The sequence below is a fragment of the Bacillus sp. Brlt_9 genome (assembly GCF_051948935.1).
Lineage (GTDB): Bacteria > Bacillota > Bacilli > Bacillales > Bacillaceae_G > Bacillus_A.
This window is the reverse complement of the sequence record NZ_JAYJLO010000008.1, coordinates 110563-136429: the sequence shown is the minus strand read 5'-3', so window position 1 is coordinate 136429 and position 25867 is coordinate 110563. Positions and strand designations below refer to the sequence as shown.

At 36.0% G+C, this 25867-nt stretch carries 25 protein-coding genes and 1 other annotated feature; of the genes, 6 read left to right on the top strand and 19 right to left on the bottom strand.

The features are described from left to right. Window positions 1-41: 41 nt before the first annotated feature. Entirely contained in the window at window positions 42-506 is a 465-nt protein-coding gene (locus VF726_RS25020) for a low molecular weight protein-tyrosine-phosphatase (protein ID WP_440172874.1), read from the bottom strand. 174 nt (window positions 507-680) lie between these two features. Between VF726_RS25020 and VF726_RS25015 the strand changes: the two genes are divergently transcribed. Further along, window positions 681-905, top strand: coding sequence for a DUF1128 domain-containing protein (locus VF726_RS25015; RefSeq protein WP_000366196.1), 225 nt, complete (start codon window positions 681-683; stop codon window positions 903-905). A 192-nt stretch (window positions 906-1097) separates the two neighbouring features. Then, entirely contained in the window at window positions 1098-3764 is a 2667-nt protein-coding gene (locus VF726_RS25010; protein WP_440172873.1) for a cation-translocating P-type ATPase, read from the top strand. Window positions 3765-3799: 35 nt separating this feature from the next. On the opposite strand, the gene VF726_RS25005 is transcribed toward VF726_RS25010, so the two are convergent. The 7 genes from VF726_RS25005 to VF726_RS24975 all read right to left on the bottom strand — a co-directional run bounded on the left by VF726_RS25005 (window position 3800) and on the right by VF726_RS24975 (window position 10375). Next, window positions 3800-4882, bottom strand: coding sequence for a toxic anion resistance protein (locus tag VF726_RS25005; protein ID WP_001064419.1), 1083 nt, complete (start codon window positions 4880-4882; stop codon window positions 3800-3802). An 18-nt stretch (window positions 4883-4900) separates the two neighbouring features. Then, a complete protein-coding gene (locus tag VF726_RS25000; RefSeq protein ID WP_440172872.1) occupies window positions 4901-6532 on the bottom strand; it encodes a YceG family protein in 1632 nt (543 codons plus the stop codon). A gap of 107 nt (window positions 6533-6639) precedes the next feature. Beyond that, a complete protein-coding gene (locus VF726_RS24995) occupies window positions 6640-7431 on the bottom strand; it encodes a TerC family protein (RefSeq protein ID WP_042515766.1) in 792 nt (263 codons plus the stop codon). A 73-nt stretch (window positions 7432-7504) separates the two neighbouring features. Further along, the gene (locus VF726_RS24990; RefSeq protein ID WP_000236647.1) at window positions 7505-8083 is read right to left on the bottom strand and encodes a TerD family protein; all 579 of its coding nucleotides are present in this window, start codon (window positions 8081-8083) and stop codon (window positions 7505-7507) included. Between the two features lie 80 nt (window positions 8084-8163). After that, the gene (locus VF726_RS24985) at window positions 8164-8748 is read right to left on the bottom strand and encodes a TerD family protein (RefSeq protein WP_000146724.1); all 585 of its coding nucleotides are present in this window, start codon (window positions 8746-8748) and stop codon (window positions 8164-8166) included. Between the two features lie 23 nt (window positions 8749-8771). After that, a complete protein-coding gene (locus VF726_RS24980) occupies window positions 8772-9368 on the bottom strand; it encodes a TerD family protein (protein ID WP_440172871.1) in 597 nt (198 codons plus the stop codon). 128 nt (window positions 9369-9496) lie between these two features. Continuing rightward, complete coding sequence (locus VF726_RS24975) at window positions 9497-10375, bottom strand: ROK family protein (RefSeq protein WP_440172870.1); 879 nt, start codon at window positions 10373-10375, stop codon at window positions 9497-9499. Window positions 10376-10577: 202 nt separating this feature from the next. On the opposite strand from VF726_RS24975, the gene VF726_RS24970 reads away from it, so the two are divergent. Continuing rightward, window positions 10578-11588, top strand: coding sequence for an LPXTG cell wall anchor domain-containing protein (locus VF726_RS24970; protein ID WP_440172869.1), 1011 nt, complete (start codon window positions 10578-10580; stop codon window positions 11586-11588). A 113-nt stretch (window positions 11589-11701) separates the two neighbouring features. On the opposite strand, the gene proS is transcribed toward VF726_RS24970, so the two are convergent. Together proS and VF726_RS24960 are read right to left on the bottom strand one after the other, a co-directional pair. After that, on the bottom strand, window positions 11702-13132 hold the full coding sequence (proS, locus tag VF726_RS24965) for a proline--tRNA ligase (RefSeq protein WP_440172868.1): 1431 nt from the start codon (window positions 13130-13132) through the stop codon (window positions 11702-11704). A 47-nt stretch (window positions 13133-13179) separates the two neighbouring features. Continuing rightward, window positions 13180-13386, bottom strand: a binding site (T-box leader). A 93-nt stretch (window positions 13387-13479) separates the two neighbouring features. Next, a complete protein-coding gene (locus VF726_RS24960; RefSeq protein WP_000383853.1) occupies window positions 13480-13773 on the bottom strand; it encodes a YesK-like family protein in 294 nt (97 codons plus the stop codon). A gap of 155 nt (window positions 13774-13928) precedes the next feature. On the opposite strand from VF726_RS24960, the gene VF726_RS24955 reads away from it, so the two are divergent. Next, the gene (locus VF726_RS24955) at window positions 13929-15242 is read left to right on the top strand and encodes an alkaline phosphatase family protein (protein ID WP_440172867.1); all 1314 of its coding nucleotides are present in this window, start codon (window positions 13929-13931) and stop codon (window positions 15240-15242) included. Between the two features lie 108 nt (window positions 15243-15350). Then, on the top strand, window positions 15351-16634 hold the full coding sequence (locus VF726_RS24950) for an MFS transporter (RefSeq protein ID WP_440172866.1): 1284 nt from the start codon (window positions 15351-15353) through the stop codon (window positions 16632-16634). A gap of 69 nt (window positions 16635-16703) precedes the next feature. Here the strand turns inward: VF726_RS24950 and VF726_RS24945 are convergent, their stop codons facing one another. The 7 genes from VF726_RS24945 to VF726_RS24915 form a co-directional block, all read right to left on the bottom strand. After that, the gene (locus tag VF726_RS24945; protein WP_002078892.1) at window positions 16704-16955 is read right to left on the bottom strand and encodes a helix-turn-helix transcriptional regulator; all 252 of its coding nucleotides are present in this window, start codon (window positions 16953-16955) and stop codon (window positions 16704-16706) included. A 55-nt stretch (window positions 16956-17010) separates the two neighbouring features. Beyond that, window positions 17011-18243 (bottom strand): MFS transporter, encoded by a 1233-nt coding sequence (locus tag VF726_RS24940; protein WP_440172865.1) that lies wholly within the window; start codon window positions 18241-18243, stop codon window positions 17011-17013. Window positions 18244-18309: 66 nt separating this feature from the next. Then, window positions 18310-18891: a TetR/AcrR family transcriptional regulator gene (locus tag VF726_RS24935; RefSeq protein ID WP_440172864.1), complete on the bottom strand. Its 582-nt coding sequence runs from the start codon at window positions 18889-18891 to the stop codon at window positions 18310-18312. A gap of 80 nt (window positions 18892-18971) precedes the next feature. After that, window positions 18972-19115, bottom strand: a complete 144-nt coding sequence (locus tag VF726_RS24930) for a hypothetical protein (protein ID WP_000817984.1) — start codon at window positions 19113-19115, stop codon at window positions 18972-18974. Between the two features lie 125 nt (window positions 19116-19240). Continuing rightward, window positions 19241-19492, bottom strand: a complete 252-nt coding sequence (locus VF726_RS24925; RefSeq protein ID WP_000394366.1) for a hypothetical protein — start codon at window positions 19490-19492, stop codon at window positions 19241-19243. Between the two features lie 13 nt (window positions 19493-19505). After that, entirely contained in the window at window positions 19506-19820 is a 315-nt protein-coding gene (locus VF726_RS24920) for a thioredoxin family protein (RefSeq protein WP_440172863.1), read from the bottom strand. A gap of 10 nt (window positions 19821-19830) precedes the next feature. Beyond that, window positions 19831-20202, bottom strand: coding sequence for a DUF1992 domain-containing protein (locus VF726_RS24915; RefSeq protein ID WP_440172862.1), 372 nt, complete (start codon window positions 20200-20202; stop codon window positions 19831-19833). Between the two features lie 521 nt (window positions 20203-20723). On the opposite strand from VF726_RS24915, the gene VF726_RS24910 reads away from it, so the two are divergent. Beyond that, window positions 20724-22748 (top strand): glycosyl hydrolase family 18 protein, encoded by a 2025-nt coding sequence (locus VF726_RS24910; protein ID WP_440172861.1) that lies wholly within the window; start codon window positions 20724-20726, stop codon window positions 22746-22748. Between the two features lie 459 nt (window positions 22749-23207). On the opposite strand, the gene VF726_RS24905 is transcribed toward VF726_RS24910, so the two are convergent. Further along, entirely contained in the window at window positions 23208-24752 is a 1545-nt protein-coding gene (locus VF726_RS24905) for an ABC-F family ATP-binding cassette domain-containing protein (RefSeq protein ID WP_440172860.1), read from the bottom strand. Window positions 24753-25057: 305 nt separating this feature from the next. Then, entirely contained in the window at window positions 25058-25831 is a 774-nt protein-coding gene (locus VF726_RS24900; protein WP_440172859.1) for a hypothetical protein, read from the bottom strand. Window positions 25832-25867 lie beyond the last annotated feature (36 nt).

Below are 25867 nucleotides of genomic sequence, written 5' to 3'. Positions count from 1 at the left end.
TTTCATTTCTTATGTTAGAAAGTATTTCTTTCTAAGCTTCCTCATATTCCTTGTTCATTTCGAATGAAAGCTAATAGCTTTGCACACCCTTCTGTTACAAGGTCATATACTTCTTGGAAATTCCCTGTATAGTAAGGGTCGGGAACGTCTGTCCAGCCACCGTCTGGAACAAAATCGGACAGCCTACCAATATAGCCTCCAGTTTTACCTAAACTTTTTAAATCTGCTATATTCTTGTTGTCCATGGCAATAATATAATCAAACTTTGTTAAGTCTTCTTTTTCTACTTGCCTTGCTTTAATTCCTTCAAAAGTGACTGCATTTTCTTTTAAAATTTTTTGTGTTCCTTTATGTGGCGGATGGCCAACATGCCAATCTCCAGTTCCTGCAGAATCAATGACAATTTTCTCTTCGAGTCCCTCTTTTGCGACAAGATCTCGAAAAATCGCTTCTGCCATCGGAGAACGGCAAATGTTCCCAAGACAAACAAACAATACTTGAACCATATTTTTGTTTCTTCCTTTCTTGGTGCATTTCTTTATATATACTTATAGTATAAACAACCAATTAGTGAATATAAAGGAAATCCCTACTAATTTAATAGGATTGAAAAGATTCATTAACGAAAATGATAAAAAATGTTAAGATAGCCTTATGTTATTTTAAAGGGGGACACTTCGGTGGATTTATCCGTAAAGTCAGAAGAAAACGTTGAATATATGGTCGAAGCTATTAAAGAAAAATTACGTATGGTTAATGCTGGAGCGATGAGAGCTGCTAGCTTTAATGAAGAAATGTACGAAGACTTACGTGACATTTATGATCATGTTATGAAACGTGAAACATTCAGCATTAGTGAAATGCAAGCTATTACAGAAGAATTAGGTACATTAATTAAAAAGTAAAAAGGGCCTCGCTTATGAGGCTCTTTTTTACTTCCAACAAATTCATGACAACTCTTTTCTTTCCCTCAAACAACTGTAAAATATTGTACAATAGAAGTAGAACCTCACCTTAGATTTTTTTCTCCATACATACTACTCACAAATAATAGCAACACTACCATTGCTAACTGTTTTTACTGGAGGTGCTTACTTATGAGCGATTGGTACAGTAAGACGAAAGATCAAACATTAATCGATTTAGAAACAAACGAACAACACGGTTTAACAGATGAAATTGTAAATGAACGTTTAAAGCAATACGGTTCTAATGAATTGGCTACAAAACAAAAACGCAATTTATGGCAGCGTATTTTCGCCCAAATTAATGACGTCCTCGTATATGTCCTTATTATTGCTGCCCTTATTTCTGCCTTTGTAGGTGAATGGGCTGACGCCAGTATTATCGCGCTCGTTGTCATTTTAAATGCCGTTATCGGTGTCGTCCAAGAATCGAAAGCAGAACAAGCTTTAGAAGCATTGAAAAAGATGGCGACACCTAAAGCTATCGTCAAGCGAAATGGTGAACTAAAAGAAATTCCATCTGAGCACGTCGTTCCCGGTGATATTGTCATGCTGGATGCAGGACGTTATATCCCATGCGATTTACGCCTGATCGAAACGGCAAATTTAAAAGTTGAAGAATCTGCTCTAACTGGTGAATCTGTTCCTGTTGATAAAGATGCAATCTACCACCCTTCCATGCAAAGTGAAGAACAAGTACCACTCGGCGATCAAAAAAACATGGCCTTTATGTCTACTCTTGTAACATATGGAAGAGGCGTCGGTGTTGCTGTTGAAACTGGCATGAAATCACAAATTGGTAAGATTGCTACCCTGTTACATGAAGCAGACGATGATATGACACCACTTCAAAAAAGCTTAGCACAAGTCGGAAAGTATTTAGGCTTTGTTGCTGTAGCTATTTGTATCGTGATGTTTCTCATCGGCTTTTTACAAGGACGAGATACACTAGAAATGTTTATGACTGCAATTAGTTTAGCCGTTGCAGCTATTCCAGAAGGTTTGCCAGCTATCGTTTCCATCGTTCTTGCAATTGGTGTGCAGCGTATGATTAAACAAAATGTTATCATTCGGAAACTACCAGCTGTTGAAGCTCTCGGTTCTGTCACAATTATTTGTTCAGATAAAACAGGTACGTTAACACAAAATAAAATGACCGTTACTCACTTTTATAGTGATAACACATACGATCAATTAGAAAGTTTAAATGTAAATAATGATGCGCAACGTCTATTGTTAGAAAATATGGTGCTATGTAATGACGCGTCTTACAGTAACGAATCACAAACCGGAGACCCGACTGAAATTGCTCTTCTCGTTGCTGGAAGCACTTTTAACATGCAAAAAGATCATTTAGAAAAGATACATGAACGCGTTAATGAGCTGCCTTTCGATTCAGATCGTAAAATGATGTCAACGGTGCATACATACGATGAAAGCTACTATAGCATGACAAAAGGTGCTATTGATAAACTCTTACCTCGATGTACCCACATATTTAAAAACGGTGTAATCGAGGTTCTAACAGATGCTGATAAAAATCAAATATTAGAAGCTGCTGGGTCAATGTCTCAAGAGGCTTTAAGAGTGCTTTCATTCGCATTTAAACAATACAATTCAAACGATGTGGATATAGATCATCTCGAAGAAAATCTCATCTTTATTGGTCTTGTCGGTATGATTGACCCACCGCGAACTGAAGTAAAAGATTCCGTTGCAGAATGTAAAAAAGCCGGTATTCGCACAGTTATGATTACTGGTGACCATAAAGATACCGCCTTTGCCATTGCCAAAGAACTTGGTATTGCCAAAGAAATATCTGAAATTATGATTGGAACTGAATTAGATAACATTCCAGATACAGAACTAGCAAATAAAATTAATCACTTAAATGTATTCGCCAGAGTCTCTCCAGAGCATAAAGTAAAGATTGTAAAGGCATTACGTGCAAAAGGAAATATCGTTTCTATGACTGGTGATGGTGTCAATGATGCTCCATCTTTAAAGCAAGCTGATGTTGGCGTAGCGATGGGCATTACAGGAACAGATGTTGCAAAAAGGGCAGCAGATGTCGTGTTAACAGATGATAATTTCTCATCTATTGTGAAAGCTGTTGAGGAAGGTAGAAATATTTATCGTAACATAAAAAAATCAATTCTCTTCCTACTCTCTTGTAACTTCGGAGAAATTATCGCTTTATTTTTAGCCATTTTACTCGGCTGGGCAACACCACTACGACCTATTCACATTTTGTGGGTCAATTTGATTACAGATACATTGCCTGCATTATCACTTGGAGTTGATCCTGAAGATCCAGATGTGATGAAGGAAAAACCACGACATGCGAAAGAAAGCTTATTTAGTGGTAGCGTTCCTTTTCTTATTTTCAATGGGGTTGTCATTGGACTTTTAACGCTAACAGCCTTTATCATCGGGGCAAAATTCTATACTGGAGATACAAATTTATTCCCTCTCTTCCCAGAGAAAATTGATGAAGATGCTCTATTACACGCTCAAACAATGGCATTTGTCGTTCTTAGTTTTTCTCAGCTCGTTCATTCATTTAACTTGCGTTCAAGAACGAAATCTATTTTTTCAATTGGGATCTTTACAAATAAATACTTAGTCTTCTCCCTTCTTATCGGTGTTCTTATGCAAGTGTGCATTATCTCCATCCCACCTCTTGCAAATATATTCGGTGTGCATGCATTAACGATGCGAGATTGGGGATTTGTTCTCTTATTAAGTATCATTCCACTTGTTGTGAATGAGATTATTAAATTAGTAAAGAGAAACTAAAAGGCAATGAGGATTATTCCTCATCGCCTTTTCATTTACCCTTGTAATTCTTTTTTAATGTTCTCAGTTAATGTAGCCATACGCTTGCGGCTTTCTTCACGCTCACGTTTATTTTGTTCTTCAATTTGTTGCGTTTCTTGCATACCTCTTGAAATAATGTTCCAAGTTTCCTCAAGTGTTTCCATCTTAATACTAGAAGAACCTGATAATCTCGCTACTTCCACACTTTGCGTTGCGATATTTTGTGCATTTTTCTTAAGTAATTCATTTGTACGGCGATCCAGTTCAGCCATAGAATCTGCAACAAGCTTTTGACGTTTCGCATTTACCGCTTGAATGATACCATTTTTAAAGATAGGGATCGTTGTAATAAATGCTGTATTGATTTTACCAATTAATTTATTGTTACCACGTTGAACCATACGAATTTGCGGTGCTGTCAGTAGCGCAACCATACGCGCTTTTTCTAAATCATCAATACGTTGCTCTAAAATTTCAACAGAATTTTTCAGTGATTCTAATTCAATGCCTGCTAATTGGTCATTGTTACGCACACGCTCTTCATACATTGGAACCAACTCTGTATTTAAACGCTCTAATAACATTTCCCCTGCTACTACGTATTTTTCTAAGTCTAAATAATATTTTAAGTTTTGCTCATATAAGCCGTCTAACGTACCAATTGATTTTTTCATTTCATCTTGATACTTCGTAATTTCCACATACACTTTATCCATTTCGCGGCCCATTGTTTGGTACTTGCTAAAGATTTGTTCAATCATTTTATCCGCTTTTTTGAACATACGTGAGAAGAAACCGCTTTTCTCTTCCGCAAAGTCTTTGCTATCAAATCGATCCATAATTTTACCAAGCTGTTTTAATAATTCTCCAGAGTCTTCTATTTTTGATAAAGACATTGTATGTAAAATTTGATCAGCAAAACGTGAAATTTCCATAGAAGGTTCTTTTCCAAGCTCGATTAATTCTAACTGATCTTTAATATCTACTGCATTATAAATACGTTGTACTTCTGCATCTTGTCTCAGCTGCAAGCGAACATCTTGTGCTGTTTGCTCATTTAATTCTGTTTTTGAATCTAGTACGACTGGGTTATTCATATGGTATTCTCCCTTTCCTTATAAAAATGGACGAAATAGTCCTTTTATTGTTTGTGATAAATTTTTATAGGCTGATGAACCATGAAACTCAAGATCGAAATTAACTTCTTCAAGCCAATGTGAGTCAAATGCCCCCGCTTCAATATACGGTTCAATATCGTTTCTTCCCGTTGGATTGAAATGGAATACATCTACTCCAATTTGATTTAAAAATAGTAATAAAACAGCATCAGAACGAGTTAATTCTCCACTCTTCTCATTATTAAATATAACAATTTTCGGTACATCTTGTGAATAATCAAATTTCTCAAGCTGTTCTAAAATGTTCGGCGGTATTTGAGAAAGCTGTGCGAAAACATACAGCGCTACATCTTGTTTCGTCTCTTTCGCAATGGGTTTACACATTTCACTTTCGCACGCATGAATGATCGCCTCTGCAATACCATGTTGTAATCCTTCTGGCAATCGTTTATGTGGCCACCAATGACTGTTCATAATTAAATCTGGATGTAAATTCCCCCCGCGATCTAAAGCATCTCGGTAATGATATTGGAAATTTGCTTTTTGTTCTTTCGTAAATGGGAATGTATTAATTAATAAACTGTTATCAAACGATGTAACGGCCTTTAATCGCTGAAAATATTCTTTATCATTCTTTGAAACACCTGATATTTTCGCAAATAAAGAAGGGATATAAATATGTTTATTCTCAACAAAGAATGTCGGACGTACAAATGCCTTTTCTTTCGTAATTAAGAAGAGCTCATCATACGTTGTTTTAAGCGTACGAGCTACAGGCGTATAGGAACGGAATTGCCACGGCTTGTATAATAGTGAATTATCGTGGTGAAGTACTTGTTCAATTTCTTTTGAAGCTTGATACGCTACTGTTGCCACACGCTCGCGGCGGCGATCAGGAAATGGCTCAAGAGAAATCCGACTTGGATGAGACACAACAAAACTTCTTCCTTCTTCATCAATATTCTCAAATCCATCTTTTCCTTCTGGGTGATAATAAAGTACATCGCAGCCGAGCATAATAAGAAAGTATAAGAAATATATACGGCTTTCCTGTGCATCACCGTACCAAATAATGCGCGGCATTTGTTTCTTATAGTTAATCGTAGAGAACCACTTCGCTACGTAATTTTCGCTTAATTTAATCATGTCGATCAAGAAACGACGGAAGCCCTCTGTCTTTAAAGATTGATTATGTTGTTTCTCATATAATTTCAATACAGAAATAAACGTCGTATGTATATAATGCTGTAAGTCAGGATTGTTTACTTGTGGTAAGAGTTGTTTTCCAGACAAATGGGCTACAAGCCTATTTACTGTAAGTCCATTCGGTGCTTCTTGATGTAATGTAAAAACCTCTTGAATATGGCGTAGTTTTTCGGGATCAATCACCTTATTTAAATTTTGTTCATGCAAAACCTCGATCCCTTTGGCTTCACTATAATCAAACAGCTCATTAAAATATTCATCTACATTATTCGGAACGCCAAGGATTCGACATGCTATATAACTAAATTTCATCTCATTCTCTGTCAGCTCATACTGTGGGCGTTTTTCTAAAAGTGCTTCAAATTGCTTTAAATCTGATTCATCTTTTAATGCATATGGTTGAAGTGTAAAACGTGAAAACACAACAGTTCACCTCCAAAAACATTTACTTTTTCTAAGTCTTCCTTCTATTATAAACTATTTTTGGTTATAAAAAATGGGCGCTCGTAAAACGAGCAAACCCATTTCAATTATTTATGATTATTTTTAGTAGCTGCAACTTCTTCTTTAGCTTGTCCAGAATTCTTCATGTAGTGAAGTATAAATGTTGCTCCAAATGCTACAACTAAAATAATAAAGAATAGCGTATGGCTTACTTCAATATGAATAACAGACAATAACATTTTTGCTGCAATAATTAAGATTAAAATATATGCTGTCGTTTCAAGTTCCGGAATACGCTCTAACAATTTTAAGAATACACCAGCAATACCACGCATCATTAAAATACCAAGCATTCCACCTAATAATAAAATCCAAACTTCATTTGATACACCAAATGCGGCAAGTACACTATCTACAGAGAACGCGATATCCATTAATTCAACCATCGCAACTGTTCCCCAGAAGACACCAAACATTCTGAAGAGAATACTGTTTTGGTTCATACCATGAGCTTCCTCTTCTTCTGCATTACCTTTTCTCTTATCAATGAAGTATTTAACTGAAAGCCAAGCTAAGTAAAGTGCACCTAACACTTTTACCCACGCTAATTTAATTAAGAACATTCCAATTCCAATCGCAATAAAACGGAATACATAAGCTCCAATAAGTCCATAGAATAATGCTTTTTTACGCTTTTCTTCCGGAAGGTGTTTTACCATTACTGCTAATACAAGTGCGTTATCAGCAGATAATAATCCTTCAAGTACAACAAGTGTACCAATTAATCCCCAAGATACTGGATCCTGCAACACTTTAATCCACATGTCCAAGTCGAAAAACTGAGCATACGTATCAAGGATTCCTTGCAAAATACTCATCTTACCTTTATCCCCTATTCTTTGCTAGATTTATAGAAAGGTCAAAAAAAGGAAACGAATATCGTTTCCCTTCTTATGCATCCAAGCCATACGCTCTTACAAGCGCACCTAAACCACCTTGGAATCCACTTCCTACTGCATTAAACTTCCACTGTCCATTATGACGGTATAATTCACAAAAGACAACTGCTGTTTCGATGGAGAAATCTTCACCTAAATCAAAACGAAGAACTTCTTCATTCGTTTCTTCATTTGCTAAACGAACAAATGCGTTTCCGACTTGACCAAAGTTTTGATTACGGCCTTCTCCATCATAAATTGTAACTGTAATAGCAATTTTATGAACATCTGCTGGAACCTTTTTCAAATCTACAACAAGTTGCTCATCATCCCCGTCGCCTTCACCTGTACGGTTATCTCCTGTATGTAAAACAGATCCACAAGGAGACTGTAAATTGTTATAGAAGATAAAATCAGTTTCCTTCGTACATTTTCCGTTCGCATCTAATAAAAAAGCAGATGCATCTAAATCAAAATCTGATCCACCATCATAAGATTTAATATCCCAACCAAGACCAATTACTGCTTTTGTTAAACCAGGGCTTGTCTTACCTAAATCAATCTTCTGTCCTTTTTGCAATTGAATTACCATTTATATTCACCTCTATATTTTAATCTTAAAAAATATATCCATCAGTAAACATCTGTTTCACCGATGGATATATCAATCTATTACTCTACATCTAAACCGAAATTATTACATAGAGACGCTAATCCACCTTGGAATCCACTTCCGATTGCATTGAACTTCCAGTCACCTGCATGACGGTATAATTCACCTACTACAACAGCTGTTTCAATAGAGAAATCTTCTCCTAAATCGTAACGAATTAGCTCTGCATTCTTTTCTTCATCTAAAATACGTACGAAAGAGTTAGAAACTTGTCCGAAGTTTTGGCTACGGCCTTCTCCGTCATAAATTGTAATTGTGAAGCAAATACGTTCGATATGTGCAGGTACATTTTTTAAATCTACTTTAATCGCTTCGTCATCACCTTCACCGTCACCAGTTCGGTTATCTCCTAAATGCTCTACAGCACCATTCGCACCTTTAGGGTTATTATAGAAAACGAAATCCTCTGCACCTGAAACTTTACCATTCGCACCTACTAAGAAAATACTAACATCTAAATCGAAATCGTTTTGTCCGTCATAACGATTCGTATCCCAACCAAGTCCTACAAGAACTTTTGAAAGACCCGGATTTGTTTTTGTTAAGTCTACCTTTTGTCCTTTTTTCAATGAAATTGATGCCATATGCAATTCCTCCTCGGTTTATTTTATTGATAACGTGATACAATCTCACTTAAGTTTTTATCTTGTGTGCCTTCTCCAACAGCTGAAAACTTCCATTCACTTCCGTGGCGATACATTTCACCTGCAATTAAAGTCATTTTGCCAGCATAATTATCCGATAAATTATAGCGTGCTAATTCTTCACCAGTTTGCGGGTTTTGAATACGAATATACGCATTACGAATCATCCCGAAATCTTGACGACGATTTACACAGTCATAAATATTTACAACGAATACTAAACGATTAATACGGCTTGGAACTTTATGTAATTCTACGAAAATTGTTTCGTCGTCACCAGCGCCTTCACCTGTTAAATTATCTCCTGAATGAATAATACTACCACAAGTAGAAAGTTTGTTTCCGAAGTAAACTAAATCGTTTTTGTTTAAAAAACGATCCCCTTCTAACATAACAACAGATGCATCACAATCTACATTTGGTTTACTTCCAAATAATGAAGACAGAAACCCACCTGATTGCCCAATTGGATCCCAGCCTAAGCCAACCTGTAGTTTTGCTACTTTTGGTTGTCCTTTCGTTAAATCGATCTTTTGACCTTTTTCTAAAATAATAGGCATGCAGTTTCTTCCTTTCTACAAAGCATTTTCCAAGGCGGAAAATATTGTATTCTTCCCTTATATTGTAGCATTATTTACCTAGTGATAAAAAGGATAAATTCTCAGTTATATGAAAACATTCATATAATTTACTTATGATGATGTAAGAAGTGGTAAATAGAACCAATCATTCCTGCACAATTACCGTTTTGCGCAAGTTCAATCTCGCAATTGCTATAAATCTCCTTATTTAAATATTTTTCCACCTCTTCTTTTACTTCTTTTAAGAACTGATTTCCCCTACCAGTAATTCCTCCACCTATAACAATCATTTCTGGATTAAAAATATAAGCAAGATTACTAATTCCAATCGCTAAATGTTTAAAGAAAACCTCAACTGCTTGCGTAACTTCCCTATCGTCTTTATCATACAGTTCAAAAATCTTTTTTCCATTCCAATCACTTTCGCCTTTATACTTTCGCACAAGACGGATTAACCCTGAAATGGAAGCGACCTCTTCAAACGGCTTTCCTTCTATTAACATATTTCCCCATTCACCAGCACTAAAAGAATGTCCTCTGTATAACTCTCCATCTATAAAAATCGCTCCTCCAATACCAGTTCCAAGAGTAAGCATAATAAAGTTTCTTTTATCTCTTCCAACACCGTTCCACTTTTCTCCGAACGCTGCACAATTCACATCATTGTCAATAGATACAGGAACTTTTAATACCTCTTGCAATCTATCAATAATAGGAATAGTCGCGTAGTTCGGAATATGCTCCGCCCCTCCCGTTACAATCCCTTTGTAAATATTAACAATTCCAGCAGTACTAATACCAATTCCTGAAATCGTATGTTCATTCATTAATTTTTTTGATAAAAGAATGAGTTTTTGAATGATTTGTTCCCCGCCCAAATGAATTTCTGTTGGAACTGTTTTATGCTTTCGTACTGTCCCTGTTTCTGAAACAATTCCATATTTAATTTGCGTACCACCAATATCAAATGCAATATATTCTTTCATCTGCTGTCACTTCCTCTACTGTAATGGGTGTAAAGTTTCCACCACTCTACTATTATAAAGAATTTACACTAACTCTTTTCTCTCTTCAGAAATACACCACCTTTTTCTATATATAGTTTTTTTTGCATAAAACTCTTTTTCCTAAGAAATATTACAAAGGGATGTATTTTAGATGGAATATTAATTTCTTAGGAGGAAAACAATGACGAAAATCTTCATTTTGGCATCAACACTCTCTTTATCTTTTTTTAGCGGTTTAAATATCGGTAATGCAGCAACAGAAAACTTCTCTCCAGCAACAAACGCAATTGTACAAAATAACGATCATTTAGCAGAAGGTAACTCAAAAGATAATAATAAACCACCAGGAAACGGTGGCTCTCAGGACGATAGTGGTTCTGGTGGCAATGGCTCTGGTGGCAACGGTTCTGGTGGCAACGGTTCTGATGGCAGTGGTTCTGGTGGCAACGGTTCTGATGGCAGTGGTTCTGGTGGCAATGGTTCCGGCGGCAACGGTTCTGATGGCAGTGGTTCTGGTGGCAATGGCTCCGGCGGCAACGGTTCTGATGGCAGTGGTTCTGGTGGCAATGGCTCCGGCGGCAACGGTTCTGGCGGCAGTGGTTCTGGTGGCAATGGCTCCGGCGGCAACGGTTCTGGTGGTAACGGTTCTGATGGCAGTGGCTCTGGTGACAACGGTTCTGGTGGTAACGGTTCTGATGGCAATGGTTCTGGTGGCAATGGTTCTGGTGGCAATGGCTCTGGCGGCAGTGGTTCTGGTGGCAATGGTTCTGGTGGCAATGGCTCTGGCGGCAGTGGTTCTGGTGGTAACGGTTCTGGCGGCAGTGGTTCTGGTGGCAGTGGCTCTGGTGACAACGGTTCTGGTGGTAACGGTTCTGGCGGCAGTGGTTCTGGTGGCAATGGTTCTGGTGGCAGCGGTTCTCAAGGAGATAATGGCTCTCAAGGGGGCAGCCGTGTTAAAGGCGGTAGCAGTTCTCAAGGGAGTGATGACTCTCAGGGAGGCAGCCGTGTTAAAGGCGATAGTAGTTCTCAAGGAGGCAATGGTTCCCAAGGTGGTAACGTAAAAGATAACGCGAAAAAACAAGGCGATAAGTTACCAAATACTGCAACACATTATCCGGCATCTATTCTAATGGGACTTTCAACATTCCTAATTGGTATGTTACTATTTATTCGCCGTAAAAACGCAAAATAAAACACATCCTTCCATCTAAAAAACACATGAAACAAATTGTAAAACTAAAAGGACTTTGGATTGCATTTTATTACGCAGCCCAAAGTCCTTTTTATCACTTATCAGAAAGCGTATTAATACGCTTTTCCCCAATACACCATTTGCTTAGCTTCTTTACCACAACAAATACATTCGTCAGCTACATGCTCTTGCTCAAAAGGCATACAGCGTGAAGATACTCCAACTTCCTCTTTTAGTTTCTCTTCACAAGCTAACTCTCCGCACCACATTGCCTTAATAAATCCTTGCTTTTCATCCGCTACTTTTTTCATCTCTTCGAAATTCGTCACACTATACGTATTCTCATCGCGGAATACTTTTGCCTTATTAAATAAAGAATTATGAATTTCCTCAAGTAGTGCTGGAATACGTTCTTCTAATTGATCCATTGATATAAATTCTTTTTCTTTCGTATCTCTTCTTACAAGTACGACTTGATTCTTTTCCATATCTTTAGGACCAACTTCTAATCGAATTGGAATGCCCTTCATTTCATACTCATTAAATTTCCAGCCTGGTGTTTTATTACTAGCATCTACCTTCACACGTGCAACGTTTTGAATACGACCTTGTAACTCTGTTGCCTTTTCTAACACACCTTCTTTATGTTGCGCAATCGGTACAATAACAACTTGCACTGGTGCAACTTTAGGAGGCATTACAAGCCCATTATTATCACTATGAACCATAATAAGTCCACCTATCATTCTTGTTGATACACCCCAAGATGTTTGGTGTACATATTGCCACTTACCGTTACGATCTAAAAACTTAATATCAAATGCTTCAGAGAAATTCGTTCCAAAGTTATGAGATGTTCCTGTTTGAAGTGCTTTCCCATCATGCATTAAGCTTTCAATTGTATAAGTTGCCTTTGCGCCTGCAAATTTTTCTTTCTCTGTTTTTTGTCCTTTAATTACTGGTATCGCTAAGTAATCTTCACAGAAAGAAGCATATAGATTTAAAATATGTAGCGTTTCAGCTTGAGATTCTTCTGCTGTTTCATGAATTGTATGTCCCTCTTGCCATAAGAACTCCGTTGTACGAAGGAATGGCCTCGTTGTCTTTTCCCAACGAACTACTGAACACCACTGATTATATAACTTTGGCAAATCATTATAGGATTGCACAATTTTTGAAAAATGCTCACAGAATAAAGTTTCAGATGTAGGGCGTATACAAAGTCTTTCCGCTAATTTTTCATCCCCGCCATGTGTCACCCATGCTACTTCAGGAGCAAATCCTTCTACATGATCCTTCTCTTTTTGCAATAAACTCTCTGGGATAAACATTGGCATATACACATTTTCATGACCAGTTGCTTTTAATTTCTCATCCATCACTTTCTGCATATTTTCCCATAAGGCATAACCGTACGGGCGTAGAATCATACACCCTTTTACACTTGAATAATCAACAAGTTCTGCTTTTTTCACAATATCTGTGTACCACTGTGCAAAGTCCTCTTCCATCTTCGTAATCGCTTGTACTTGTTCTTTTGCCATAGTCAGTCTTCCTCCTTCTAGAAAATACAAAAAAGCCCGTGTCCCTAAATAGGGACCGAGCTTTGCCGGCGTTACCACCCTGATTCATGCACAAAAATTGCGCATGCTCTCTTTTTGATAACGGGAAATTCCCGCTGCATATGCAGAACGCAAAGGTAGGTTCCATATTGCCTTTTTAAGAATCTTTCAGCCTACTGGATTCTCTCTCTGCTAAAAAGGTTGAACATGTACTAATCCTTTTTCATCGTTATAACGAAATAAATTTGTTGATTATCATAATACAAATTCTTTTTTAAAACAATAGCTAATTTTCTCATTTTTATATATTCTTTTCATTTTCTGCAGTTTTATACGTAGCTTTTTCTCGTGATTTTTACAAGTTGATGTGCAATCATACCGATAAGTGTACCAAGTAGAACGAAGAAACCAATAAATCCATATCCCATTCCTTCCCATCCACCAATCACCATCATTGTAACCGGGAAGGATGCTAAACAAAGAAGTATTAAACTAAGTGCAAATATAATATCAAACTGCTTGTCTGGAAACCGTTTCTTTAATAAATACGAAATAGCAAATACAAGGATAATCGTAATTCCGCCAATGATGTAAAAAATACCAAATCCATCTAGCCAATCCACAGTATTCCCTCCTTCCATAGATTCCCTTATACTTAATTATATGTTTAATTTTTCTGAAAATAAATAATAAATTTTCACCTTAAAATTATATTTTTATTACTAGGTATTAATAGTAATATATAATAATAGGTTTTATATAATCAGGAGGGAACTTTATGGATAAAGCATTAACAAACCGCGTCATTATTTTATCTTTCGATTGCTTATCAGCTTTAGATTTTCCTTTATTACAAAAACTACCTAATTTCCAAACATTAATAAACAAGGGCGCGATTGCGAAAAAAGTGGAACCTATTTATCCTTCTGTAACATACCCAAGTCACTCAACAATCGTTACTGGAAACTATCCTAATAAACATGGCGTAGTTAGCAATACATTACTTCAACCTGGACGTGAGTCACCAGATTGGCATTGGTACCGAAAATCTATTAAAGGAACAACATTATACGATGAAGCACGTAAAGCAAATTTAACGACAGCAGCTCTTCTTTGGCCTGTTACTGGCAGAGCAAATATTAATTATAATTTGCCTGAAATCTTTCCTAATAGACCGTGGCAAAATCAAGTGTTAGTTTCATTATTTAGCGGTAGCCCACTATACCAATTAGAATTAAATCACCTCTTCGGCCATATACGAAATGGACTGTCACAACCTGAACTCGATGATTTCGTACTTGCTTCTGCTTTGCATACAATCCAGACGAAAAAGCCGAATGTCATGTTCGTACATTTCACCGATTTAGACACTCAAAGACACTATCACGGCTTTGAATCAAAAGAAACAATAGCTGCAATTCATAGACACGATGAACGGCTAGGGAAAATTATTCAAACTTTAAAAGACAGTGACCTATACGAAGAGAGTACAATTATCGCTCTTGGTGATCATAGCGCTTTGAGTGAAAACAAAGCCATTCAATTAAATGTACTATTTCATCAAAAAGGGCTTATATCTATAAATTCAAAAGGAAAATTAGTAGACTGGAAGGCCTATTGCCAAAGTTGTGACGGATCTGCCTATGTATATGTGAAAGACAAGAACGATACCGATACAATTCGAGACGTACAACGACTACTTGAAGAACTACTTCAAAATAAACAAAACGGTATTGAATTTATACTTCATGATGAAGCTGCAAAAGACTGCGGTGCAGATGGTGATTGTTTATTTATGTTAGAAGCGCGAGAAGGATATTATTTCACTGAAAACTATACAGGAGATTTTATAAAAAAAATTACTGAAAAAGATGTTATGCCTAGTAAAAAATATACATTTGGTACGCATGGATACTCTCCAACAAAACCTAACTATGAAACAATTTTTATCGCTGCTGGGAAAGGGATAAAAAACGGCGTTACTATCCCGTATATGAGACTTATTGATGAAGGTCCAACTATCGCTAGACTACTCGGTTTACACTTAGGTGAAACAGATGGATCAATTGTAGAGGATTTACTCCAATTGTAAAGAACTGTGTATATATGTAAAAGTTATGTAAAAATCATCACTGTTTCTCTTTTTATAATTTTTATTTTTGTACACTGTTAGTAGAACAAATTTAAGGGGGAACATTATATGAAGAAAATGTCCAGACAAGAAAAAAGCTGGATATTATACGATTGGGCGAACTCAGTATATTCACTCGTCATTACTACTGCATTATTCCCAATTTACTTTAAAGCAGCCGCTAAAGAAGCTGGACTATCTGGTGCAACTTCAACAGCATATTGGGGATATGCAAACTCGTTCGCTACACTTTTAATTTCTATACTTGCCCCTATTCTCGGCACAGTTGCTGATTATAAAGGATTTAAGAAACGATTTTTCACATTCTTCTTTGGACTCGGTATCGTATTTACAAGTATGCTAGCAGTCGTCCCGACATCTCAGTGGTACTTATTACTAGGGTGCTATATGCTAGCATTAGTCGGTTTTGCTGGGGCAAATATCTTTTATGATGCATTTTTAGTAGATGTCACTTCTGAAGATAGAATGGACCGAATTTCTACGAGAGGCTTTGCATTAGGTTATATTGGGAGTACTATTCCTTTTATCGGTTGTATCGCTCTTATTATTCTTGCTCAAAAAGGAACTATCCCTTTATCAGTTGGCATCGCTAGTCAAATTTCATTCGCGATAACAGCTCTTTGGTGGGGGTTATTTACAATTCCAATGCTAAAAAACGTAGAGCAAACGCACTATATTGAACGTCACCCTAGACCAATTGCAATGAGCTTCAAACGTCTTGCTGATACTTTTAAAAATATTAAAGAATATAAAACGGTCTTTATGTTCCTAATTGCTTACTTTTTCTATATTGATGGGGTCGATACAATTATTACTATGTCCACCGCTTACGGCACAGATCTTGGCATTAGTGCAACAAATCTATTAATCATCTTATTCGTCACACAAATTGTAGCTTGTCCATTCGCTTTATTATATGGAAAATTATCAGAAACATTTACAGGTAAAAAGATGCTATATGTCGGTATTATTATTTATATCATTATCTGCACATATGCTTATTTCTTAAAAACAACACTCGATTTCTGGATTTTAGCAATGTTAGTTGCCACTTCTCAAGGTGGTATTCAAGCACTTAGTCGTTCCTATTTTGCAAAACTAGTACCTAAAGAATCTGCAAATGAATTCTTCGGATTTTATAATATCTTTGGGAAATTCGCGGCAATTATGGGTCCTGTATTAGTCGGTGTTACAACGCAATTAACGGGAAAAACAAACGCTGGTGTTCTTAGCATTATTGTACTGTTCGTTATCGGGGGATTCTTATTAACTAGAGTTCCCGAAAATGATACATCCGTTACACCACCTAGTCCAAAAACGAAAACGCTATAAGAAAAAGATCCTCTTCTCATGAGAAGAGGATCTTTTTCTTATAGCGATAACGCCCCACAATGAAAGACGCTACATCTTATACAAAAATAGTTTATCAACAGTTGTTCCCAATACTTCCGCTAAACGAAAGGCCAATGCTAAGCTTGGATCATATTTATTATTCTCAATTGCATTTATCGTCTGTCTTGAAACTTTACACTTATCAGCTAATGCACCTTGTGAAATATTATTTTCAGTGCGTAATTCATAAATTTGATTTTTCACATCTTTTCTCCTAACATGTAAAATCGTTTTTACAACATTAGTATATAGTCGGTACATTTCATTGTCAAAAGACTGCCACAAAAAAGGGAGCAATTCTGCTCCCTTACAATGGTTATTTCGAGGCTAACGCATTTGTTAGTTCCTCTTTATTAGCGACATCTTCTTTATTTATTTGCATGCGTAGAACTGGTCCTATCGCAAATAAAATAAGTGCCATCGCTATACAAAATACAGTAACTAGTGAGGTAATCTCCTTCAATACTCCAGCTAGTGAAGTTCCAATTAACATTGCCCCCATAAACAGTGGTAAAATTGTTCCATTTACTCTGCCAATCATATTTTCTGGTACAAGTTGAATCATAAGCGTACCAACAACGATATTAACACAAGCTAAACAAATACCTGTTCCAAACCTCATGAAACTAGTAATCCAAAATGATGTAGATAGCCCTTCTACTAAAAATGATATAGCTAATATGCTCATACCGAATACAAACATCTTTTTCGGATTCACTTTTGAAGCGAAAACTGCAGCAACAATACCACCAATCAACATACCGATTCCATCAGCTGCAGCTAAATATTGAACTGCTTCTTTTTCCATTCCAAGCCGTTCTATTACAAGAAACACTTCTAATGGATTCGTTAGTCCAACAGCTAAGCCCATAATAGTGAAAGTGATCGTAATCATACGTAAATTTTTCGTATGAAGAACGTATTTCCAACCTTCTTTTATATCATTTTTCAATGAATCTCTCGCCACTTGCTCTTGTTCCACCCATTTTGGTAAAAACGAAAGAGCGATAGCAGATAACAAAAATAAAATGATTAAGCTATATAGTGACGTAAATAAACCAAGTTGTGTATACACAAGCGACCCTACCACTGGTCCAAAAATCATAAATAATGACTGTAATGTTTGGTTAAATGCAATCGCATTCGCTACCTGTTCTTCTTTTACGTAGCGCTTAAATATACGCGAAGATGATGGCTGAGAAAACTGACCTACAATCGCGGAAATGAGTGTTGCAAAAAATATAGCCTGCCAATAATCCAGCTTTAACAACAAGACAATTCCTATAATAGACAGTACACTTAATACATCTCCAGCAACCATCGTTCTTTTCGGATTCCAGCGATCAGCTAGCGCCCCACCGATAAACGAGAAAATAAAAATAGGTGCATATTCCATAACCGATAACAATGAAACGGAAACTGGATCATTATTCGTTCGCTCCATTATGAAATACAAAAGAGCCATATTTCTGATCCAAATTGCAAATTGTTGTAAAATATCAGATGCCATAACGAGCATAAATGCTCGGTTTTTAAATAAAGCGTTCATTTTCATTCCCCTTTCATAAACCGACTGTTCGGTCTAATTTATTTTGTAAGAAAAGCAACTGACCTATTATTCAGCTGCCATTCCTTTTAACAATACATCTATTGCCTTTTTATAAATACGTTTCAGCTCTTTATAATCTAACTCGTAGTAAAGTACTCCAAGCCCTGATAATAATCCATTCACAATATACATAAGATCGCGCGTATTATCTTCACGAAACTCTCCAGACTGTATGCCTGCTTCAATTAGTTTCTCAAACATAACATATGATTCTCTAGTTAAAGCCAATAGTTCATCCAAAATCTCTTTACTTACAACTTGGCTCATAGAGAATTCCTCTATTGCATTTGAAATTGGTTGCTGTATGTCCTCGACATGATATTCCGCGAGACCATATAATTTTTCAGTATTCGTACTATACAACTGCTCTTTTTCATTCCATTTTTCAAGCCAATCATACGTATGCTGTTTTACTACAAATAAAAATAATTCTTCTTTACTTTTAAAGTGATAATAAATGCTTCCTTTACTTCGCTCTGTAATTTCACAAATCTCTTCCATAGATGTAGCTGCATAGCCCTTCTGTGAAAACAGACTTTCTGCTTTATATGCAATTTCTTTCTTTATCTCTTCTGCACTTCTTCTCATATTCACACCTCTTTAAACCGACCGTTCAGTCTAATAATAACAAATTAAAAACCTCTATCGCAAGAGGCTATATTCCTTATTTACGAAAACGTACTTTCAAACCACGTTCGAATCATATGTATTATTCCAATTTTAAACCCTAATTTAACAAGAAATACGCCTCCCGCAGCTAATAAAAATAACACTACTTTCCCCTTATTTTTCACTTTCGGTTCCCTTTTCATTTCTATTCCCCTTAGTACGTTAAAAATATTAATCAAACGTTTGTTTAACTGTTTTTATGCATATGTAAGCCAACTAATCAAACGTTTGTTTAAAAAGAAATACGCCTATATAAGGCGTATTCTCATCAATCACCGCCGCCTCCACCACCGCAGCTTCCTCCACTATCTCCACCAAAAGATCCTCCGCAATCATGTGAGCCTCCATCGTGCGAGCTATCATTATCAGATCCAGCAAAGAAAAATAATGGCGATGAGTTGTTAGATGAATTATGAATGTTATTTTGTTTCGTAAGATTAACCTTCTTTTTGTTTGATCGAACTGCTGTTACGATTGTTCCAACTACAACAAATAATAGTATGACAATAATAAATTCCATATAAAAACCTCCCTTAATCTTCGAATAATTGAATGGTTCTTTCTAGATTTTCAAGTGAAATAAATCGTGATTCACGAAGAATCTCTTTTCCATTATAAAATAATAAAACTGTTGGCCCTGTAAATACTGCATATCGCCCCGCAATCTCTTGCATGTCTTGTAGTAATATTTCCACTTTCTCTACGTAATCATAATTCTCTAATAGACTATTTACTTTTCTTAGCATAACATCACAAACACCACAATTTTCCGTTTTAATAAAGAGCAGTACTAATTGTTGTTCTTCAATATATGTTGCTAATTCTTCTATCGTTTCAAATGTATTCATCTTATCCCTCTTAGCTTAATTTACGAAATACTTTATCTTGATACATACGAAAGGTCGAATTCTCTTTAATTCTTCTCTTTTCCATTACCTGCTGAAAACGAAGCGTTTTTGCTGTTAACTCTTCTTGTAATTTTTTTCTCTCTGCTTCATCATAACAGCACGCAATTAAGTCTTCTATTTTTAATATATCTTTTTGTAGTTCCATTTCTGGTGGAATCATTCCCGCATTTTTTAAAATTTTATAACTCATTCTAAGTTCTGGAGGCACCATTGAAAGGTCTTCTAATTGTAGTGGTTTTCCTTTTCCGGGAATATGATCAAGGTCACCATTCCGTATTGCTTGTCGAATTTTTTCTTCAGCAATGTTCAAAAAGACATCCACACCATTCGCTCCTTTACATATTTTTACTATTATTTTACATGATATTTTCTCATCTCGCTACGCTATTGCAAATTGACCTCATACAATTTTTTCTCAAATTTAATTACAAGGAGCCTTTTCCCCCCTAATCCATATTTTATTTTCATGTGTAATCTGTATTAGAGCCGGTTCATATTGAGAAAGTCTTTTCGAATCAAATAAAGCGTTTACACCAAATCTTACATTTGCTACGATTTAATCACCCCAGCTCTCTTGTATAGACTTCGTGATGTCTGATCATTTTTATCCCGCTTTAATGGGCAGTAAGACCCCCACCTCAAAATGTAGCGAAAGCAACGAAGTTAGGTGGGGGGCGGGCTGCCCCTAAAAGTCCGATTGGTGAGGGCTGATAATCAGTGGGGGATGAAGCCCCCCACTGATTAAAGTTTCACTTTATCTAGACGTTTCATACGTCTAGATTCATTTTGATTTATTGGCGCATGCCTTTAAATATATCTTTTATCTTGAAAGGAGAAATGACTATGAGATCAAAAAAATTCACATTGCTATTACTATCCCTACTACTCTTCTTACCTCTTTTTCTCACAAACTTTATTACTCCAAATGTTGCATTAGCAGATTCACCAAAGCAAGGCCAAAAAATCGTTGGGTATTTTCCTTCATGGGGCATTTATGGACGCAATTATCAAGTTGCAGACATTGATGCATCAAAGCTAACTCATTTAAACTATGCTTTCGCTGATATTTGCTGGAATGGAGAACACGGAAATCCTTCTACTCACCCCGATAATCCAAATAAACAAACGTGGAACTGTAAAGAGTCTGGTGTACCACTGCAAAATAAAGAGGTTCCTAATGGTACTCTCGTACTTGGTGAACCATGGGCTGATGTCACAAAATCTTATCCGGGATCAGGTACAACTTGGGAAGATTGTGATAAATACGCCCGTTGTGGAAATTTCGGAGAACTGAAACGATTAAAAGCTAAGTACCCTCACTTAAAAACAATTATTTCCGTTGGTGGCTGGACTTGGTCTAACCGCTTTTCTGATATGGCAGCTGATGAAAAAACAAGAAAAGTATTCGCTGAATCTACAGTAGCTTTTCTTCGCGAATATGGATTTGACGGCGTTGATTTAGATTGGGAATACCCAGGCGTTGAAACGATTCCTGGTGGTAGTTATCGTCCTGAAGATAAGCAAAACTTCACCCTACTCCTTCAAGATGTTCGAAATGCATTAACGAAAGCTGGTGCAGAAGATGGGAAACAATACTTACTTACAATTGCGTCAGGTGCAAGCCAACGTTATGCGGATCATACAGAACTAAAGAAAATCTCTCAAATACTGGATTGGATTAATATTATGACATATGATTTCCATGGCGGATGGGAAGCTACTTCTAACCATAATGCAGCTCTATACAAAGACCCAAATGACCCAGCAGCGGATACGAAATTTTATGTAGATGGTGCGATAGACATTTATACAAATGAAGGGGTTCCAGCTGATAAACTCGTATTAGGTGTACCTTTTTACGGACGCGGATGGAAGAATTGCGGAAAAGAAAATAACGGCCAATACCAACCTTGTAAGCCAGGTAGTGATGGAAAACTCACTTCTAAAGGAACTTGGGATGATTATTCTACCGGTGACACAGGTGTGTACGATTATGGTGATTTAGTAGCTAATTATGTTAATAAAAATGGTTTTGTTCGCTATTGGAACGATGTAGCGAAAGTACCTTATTTATATAATGCGACTACGGGCACGTTTATTAGCTATGATGACAGCGAATCTATGAAATATAAAACAGACTATATCAAAACAAAAGGTTTAAGTGGCGCAATGTTTTGGGAACTAAGCGGGGATTGCCGTACAAGTCCAAAATATAGTTGTAGTGGACCTAAATTACTTGATACGCTAGTAAAAGAGTTACTTGGTGGACCTATTACTCAAAAAGATACTGAATCACCAACAAACGTAAAAAACATTGCTGTTACAAATAAAAACTCAAACTCCGTTCAATTAAACTGGACTGCATCTACTGATAACGTAGGAGTTACGGAATATGAAATTACTGCCGGAGAAGAGAAATGGAGTACAACTACAAATAGCATTACAATTAAAAACTTAAAATCTAATACAGAATACACATTTTCAATAATAGCAAAAGATGCTGCTGGAAATAAATCACAGCCTTCTTCTATTATTGTAAAAACAGACGATGCTAACACAACACCTCCTGATGGAAATGGGAATGCTACTTTTTCAGTCACTTCAAACTGGGGAAGTGGTTACAACTTCTCGATTGTAATTAAAAATAGTGGAACGACTCCTATTAAAAACTGGAAATTAGAATTTGATTACAACGGCAATTTAACACAAGTTTGGGATTCTAAAATTAGTAGTAAAATAAATAATCATTACGTAATTACGAATGCAGGATGGAATGGTGAAATTCCTCCTGGAGGATCGGTTACAATTGGAGGGGCAGGAACAGGCAACCCTGCTGAACTTGTAAATGCATCCATTAGCGAAAACTAAACGTAATCTCCATTAATTATTTCACTAAAGTTTGAATTTAGGTTTGAGTGCTCTATCCTAAATTCAAACTTTTAATTTTATGAAAAAGCACAAATTAACATTACAATAACCTATTATAATCATATTTAGTTTCTAATATGAAGTTCGTGTGAAGTTCATCTGAATTTTACATGAATTTCCTTTAAGTTCTATTGTCTTCCTATACCAATCACATTATCCTTTACATATAGGAATTAGTTTTCATTCCATTTCAAACTATCTATATATACAAAGAAAGATAGTCGCCTATTAGGGAAAGGCATCTAGTATGATTATAAATATAAACATAACAAAAAGAAAAAGCACGCTTATAAGCGCACCATAAGAGTGCTTCTTCATACAATTCTCATGTAAGAGTTCTCGAAAATCATGTTAATCACAAAGAAAAGGCATTAGCTTATACAAGCTAATGCCTTTTCTTTATTCATATTGTTCAGTGTTCCATTCTTCTATATTCCATACTTTTGTTATCCATGCTTCATAGAAAGAAGGCTCATGTGAGACAAGTAAAACTGTTCCTGTATATTGTTGTAACGCTTCCTGCAACGCCTTCTTTGTTTCTATATCCAAATGATTAGTTGGTTCATCTAAAATTAAAACATTGCTTTTCGTTACGATAAGTTCGCATAAACGTACTTTCGTTTGTTCCCCGCCGCTTAATAAACGAATAGGTTTTAATACGTGTTCTTCTTTCAATCCACATTTTGCTAATGCTTGGCGTACTTCTTTCCTTGTCATATCTGGTCGTTCTGCCCAAATTTTCTCTAATGGTGTTGTTTCTGAAGCAAACTCTTCCTGTGCAAAATAGGCAGGATTTACTCGCTCGCCAACAGAAATTGAACCACTTAGCGGTTTTATTTGACCTAATAACGTTTTTAACATTGTCGTTTTTCCAATTCCATTATGACCAATAACCGCTATCTTTTCGCCCTTTTTTACTTGTAAATTCAACTCTGGACATAACGGATCACTATAACCTATCCTTAGTTTCTCAGCTTGCAATATACGACTCACTGGCTCCTCATAAACATTGAAATCAAAACGGGATCGAGTTACATGAGTAACCTTTTCAACCCTTTGCATTTTCTCCAATACTTTCTCTCGACTTTTAGCCTGTTTCGCTTTTCGAATTTTATTTTTTTGAATAAATGTTTCTAACTGAGAAATTTCTTTTTGTTGTTTCGCATACGCCGATTGTAATTGTTTCTTTTGCACTTGATAACTTTGTACAAACTTTTCATAATTTCCTACGTATCGCTTTACTTTCCCTCCTTCTAGATGATAAATAACATTTGTAATACTGTTCAAAAATAGTTCATCATGCGAAATGATCACATAAGCTTTTTCATACAGTCTCAAATATGATTGCAACCATTCTATATGAGCTGTATCTAAATAGTTTGTTGGCTCATCTAGCAATAAAACATCAGCTTTTTCTAAAAGGAGCTTCCCAAGTAATAACTTTGTTCGCTGTCCTCCACTTAACTTTGAAACATCCTTTTTAAGCCCTATTTCAAATAACCCTAAACCGACTGCTATTTCTTCAATTTCTGTATGAATGTGATAGAAATTAGAGCTTTCCAATATAGTTTGTAATTCTCCATATCTTACTAACAGTTTTTCTATTTCTTCTGCTCCATCCATTTCTTCTGCAATTTTTAACATTTCGCGTTCAATCGCATACAAAGCCGAAAATGCACTTTGTAAATATCCTTCAATTGTGATCCCCTCTTGTAAATCCACATGCTGCTGTAAAAAACCTATCTTCACATGTGGAAACCATTCAATTTTCCCATCATCATGTATAAGTTCTCCTGTTAAAATCTTTAACAATGTTGATTTTCCAATTCCATTTTCCCCTACTAATCCAATATGCTCGCCCTTTAATAGTCGAAAACACGCATTATATAAAATGGTTTTTTCACCATACGAATGACTTAAATTTTCTACTGTTAATATACTCATTTTTTTCTCTCCTTTACTTATAGCTCATAAGCTAAATAGAGAGCGCAACAGTATAAAGCCTTATTTAATTGTGCATATAAAAAATGGGTAAGGTGAATACACCTTACCCATTACATATTATCGTAAAAAAGGATTAAGGTTCTTTACCTGCTGTCTTCAATTTAGCTTAATCATTAAAAATGGGCAGACTTCTCCCGTATCAAGCTAAAACCATTTGAAGAACAGTTGATAAAGTCATTTTATCCTTTCACTCCTTTAACATTTGTTATATTAAGAGTATAAACTACTCTGTTATATTCTATTCTCTATTTTTCCTTTTGTTCCTTCTCCACTTTTTCATTTTCTGCATAAATTTCCTTATACATCTTTTCTAATGCATATGGACTTGTAAAGATGAGCGTTAACGATTTCCACATGTAAATTCTTCTTTGTAATTCTATCCCATACTCTTTACTCACCATATTTTTCACTTCTGGGATATGGTCTTCGTTTTGAAATTGTTGTACGGATTTTAATTCATTCGTTTTAAAATCTGTTAAAAGGCCTATTACAGATCGTCCATGTTCCTGTGAACTTTCTTCTAAATCAAACTGGATTGAATGAACGAAACCTAAAACGTGAAAGATTTGAGCATGCAACCCGACAGCAGCACGCTGTTCCATTAAGTTGTAGCACTCTCGTTTTAACTCTTCTACCATTTCTAAAGAATTTCTATTAACTTTTCTTTGGCCAACAAACATAATTTTTACAATATGAGCGACTGCTCCCATACTTTTTAATACACTCTCTAAAATTTCTACCGCATCTTCTACATAACCATTTGAAATTATTGAATGAATAAATTCATCTAATAGCACTTGAAACTTTTTAACTAAATGTAAATCACGTAATTCTGGAACATCTTTTCTCAATTGATCCCGGCCTTGAACCCACCTTAAAACTTCTGTCATTTCTTCTTCTTTTAATTCATGATGTTCCATACCATACTTCATTAATAAAATATGATTTTTTAATAAGGACTTTCCTTCTTCAAGATTATTAGCTGTTAACGAATCAACTATTTGCTCTATAGATTTCATCTTTCTCCCCCTATATAAAAAAGCCTCTTAACAGTA

Bases quoted from the DNA above. Each gene is read 5' to 3' on its own strand.
- VF726_RS25020 (WP_440172874.1), bottom strand. From the start codon at position 506: ATGGTTCAAGTATTGTTTGTTTGTCTTGGGAACATTTGCCGTTCTCCG.
- VF726_RS25010 (WP_440172873.1), top strand. From the start codon at position 1,098: ATGAGCGATTGGTACAGTAAGACGAAAGATCAAACATTAATCGATTTA.
- VF726_RS25005 (WP_001064419.1), bottom strand. From the start codon at position 4,882: ATGAATAACCCAGTCGTACTAGATTCAAAAACAGAATTAAATGAGCAA.
- VF726_RS24995 (WP_042515766.1), bottom strand. From the start codon at position 7,431: ATGAGTATTTTGCAAGGAATCCTTGATACGTATGCTCAGTTTTTCGAC.
- VF726_RS24990 (WP_000236647.1), bottom strand. From the start codon at position 8,083: ATGGTAATTCAATTGCAAAAAGGACAGAAGATTGATTTAGGTAAGACA.
- VF726_RS24985 (WP_000146724.1), bottom strand. From the start codon at position 8,748: ATGGCATCAATTTCATTGAAAAAAGGACAAAAGGTAGACTTAACAAAA.
- VF726_RS24980 (WP_440172871.1), bottom strand. From the start codon at position 9,368: ATGCCTATTATTTTAGAAAAAGGTCAAAAGATCGATTTAACGAAAGGA.
- VF726_RS24975 (WP_440172870.1), bottom strand. From the start codon at position 10,375: ATGAAAGAATATATTGCATTTGATATTGGTGGTACGCAAATTAAATAT.
- VF726_RS24970 (WP_440172869.1), top strand. From the start codon at position 10,578: ATGACGAAAATCTTCATTTTGGCATCAACACTCTCTTTATCTTTTTTT.
- proS (WP_440172868.1), bottom strand. From the start codon at position 13,132: ATGGCAAAAGAACAAGTACAAGCGATTACGAAGATGGAAGAGGACTTT.
- VF726_RS24955 (WP_440172867.1), top strand. From the start codon at position 13,929: ATGGATAAAGCATTAACAAACCGCGTCATTATTTTATCTTTCGATTGC.
- VF726_RS24950 (WP_440172866.1), top strand. From the start codon at position 15,351: ATGAAGAAAATGTCCAGACAAGAAAAAAGCTGGATATTATACGATTGG.
- VF726_RS24945 (WP_002078892.1), bottom strand. From the start codon at position 16,955: ATGTACCGACTATATACTAATGTTGTAAAAACGATTTTACATGTTAGG.
- VF726_RS24940 (WP_440172865.1), bottom strand. From the start codon at position 18,243: ATGAACGCTTTATTTAAAAACCGAGCATTTATGCTCGTTATGGCATCT.
- VF726_RS24935 (WP_440172864.1), bottom strand. From the start codon at position 18,891: ATGAGAAGAAGTGCAGAAGAGATAAAGAAAGAAATTGCATATAAAGCA.
- VF726_RS24930 (WP_000817984.1), bottom strand. From the start codon at position 19,115: ATGAAAAGGGAACCGAAAGTGAAAAATAAGGGGAAAGTAGTGTTATTT.
- VF726_RS24925 (WP_000394366.1), bottom strand. From the start codon at position 19,492: ATGGAATTTATTATTGTCATACTATTATTTGTTGTAGTTGGAACAATC.
- VF726_RS24920 (WP_440172863.1), bottom strand. From the start codon at position 19,820: ATGAATACATTTGAAACGATAGAAGAATTAGCAACATATATTGAAGAA.
- VF726_RS24910 (WP_440172861.1), top strand. From the start codon at position 20,724: ATGAGATCAAAAAAATTCACATTGCTATTACTATCCCTACTACTCTTC.
- VF726_RS24905 (WP_440172860.1), bottom strand. From the start codon at position 24,752: ATGAGTATATTAACAGTAGAAAATTTAAGTCATTCGTATGGTGAAAAA.
- VF726_RS24900 (WP_440172859.1), bottom strand. From the start codon at position 25,831: ATGAAATCTATAGAGCAAATAGTTGATTCGTTAACAGCTAATAATCTT.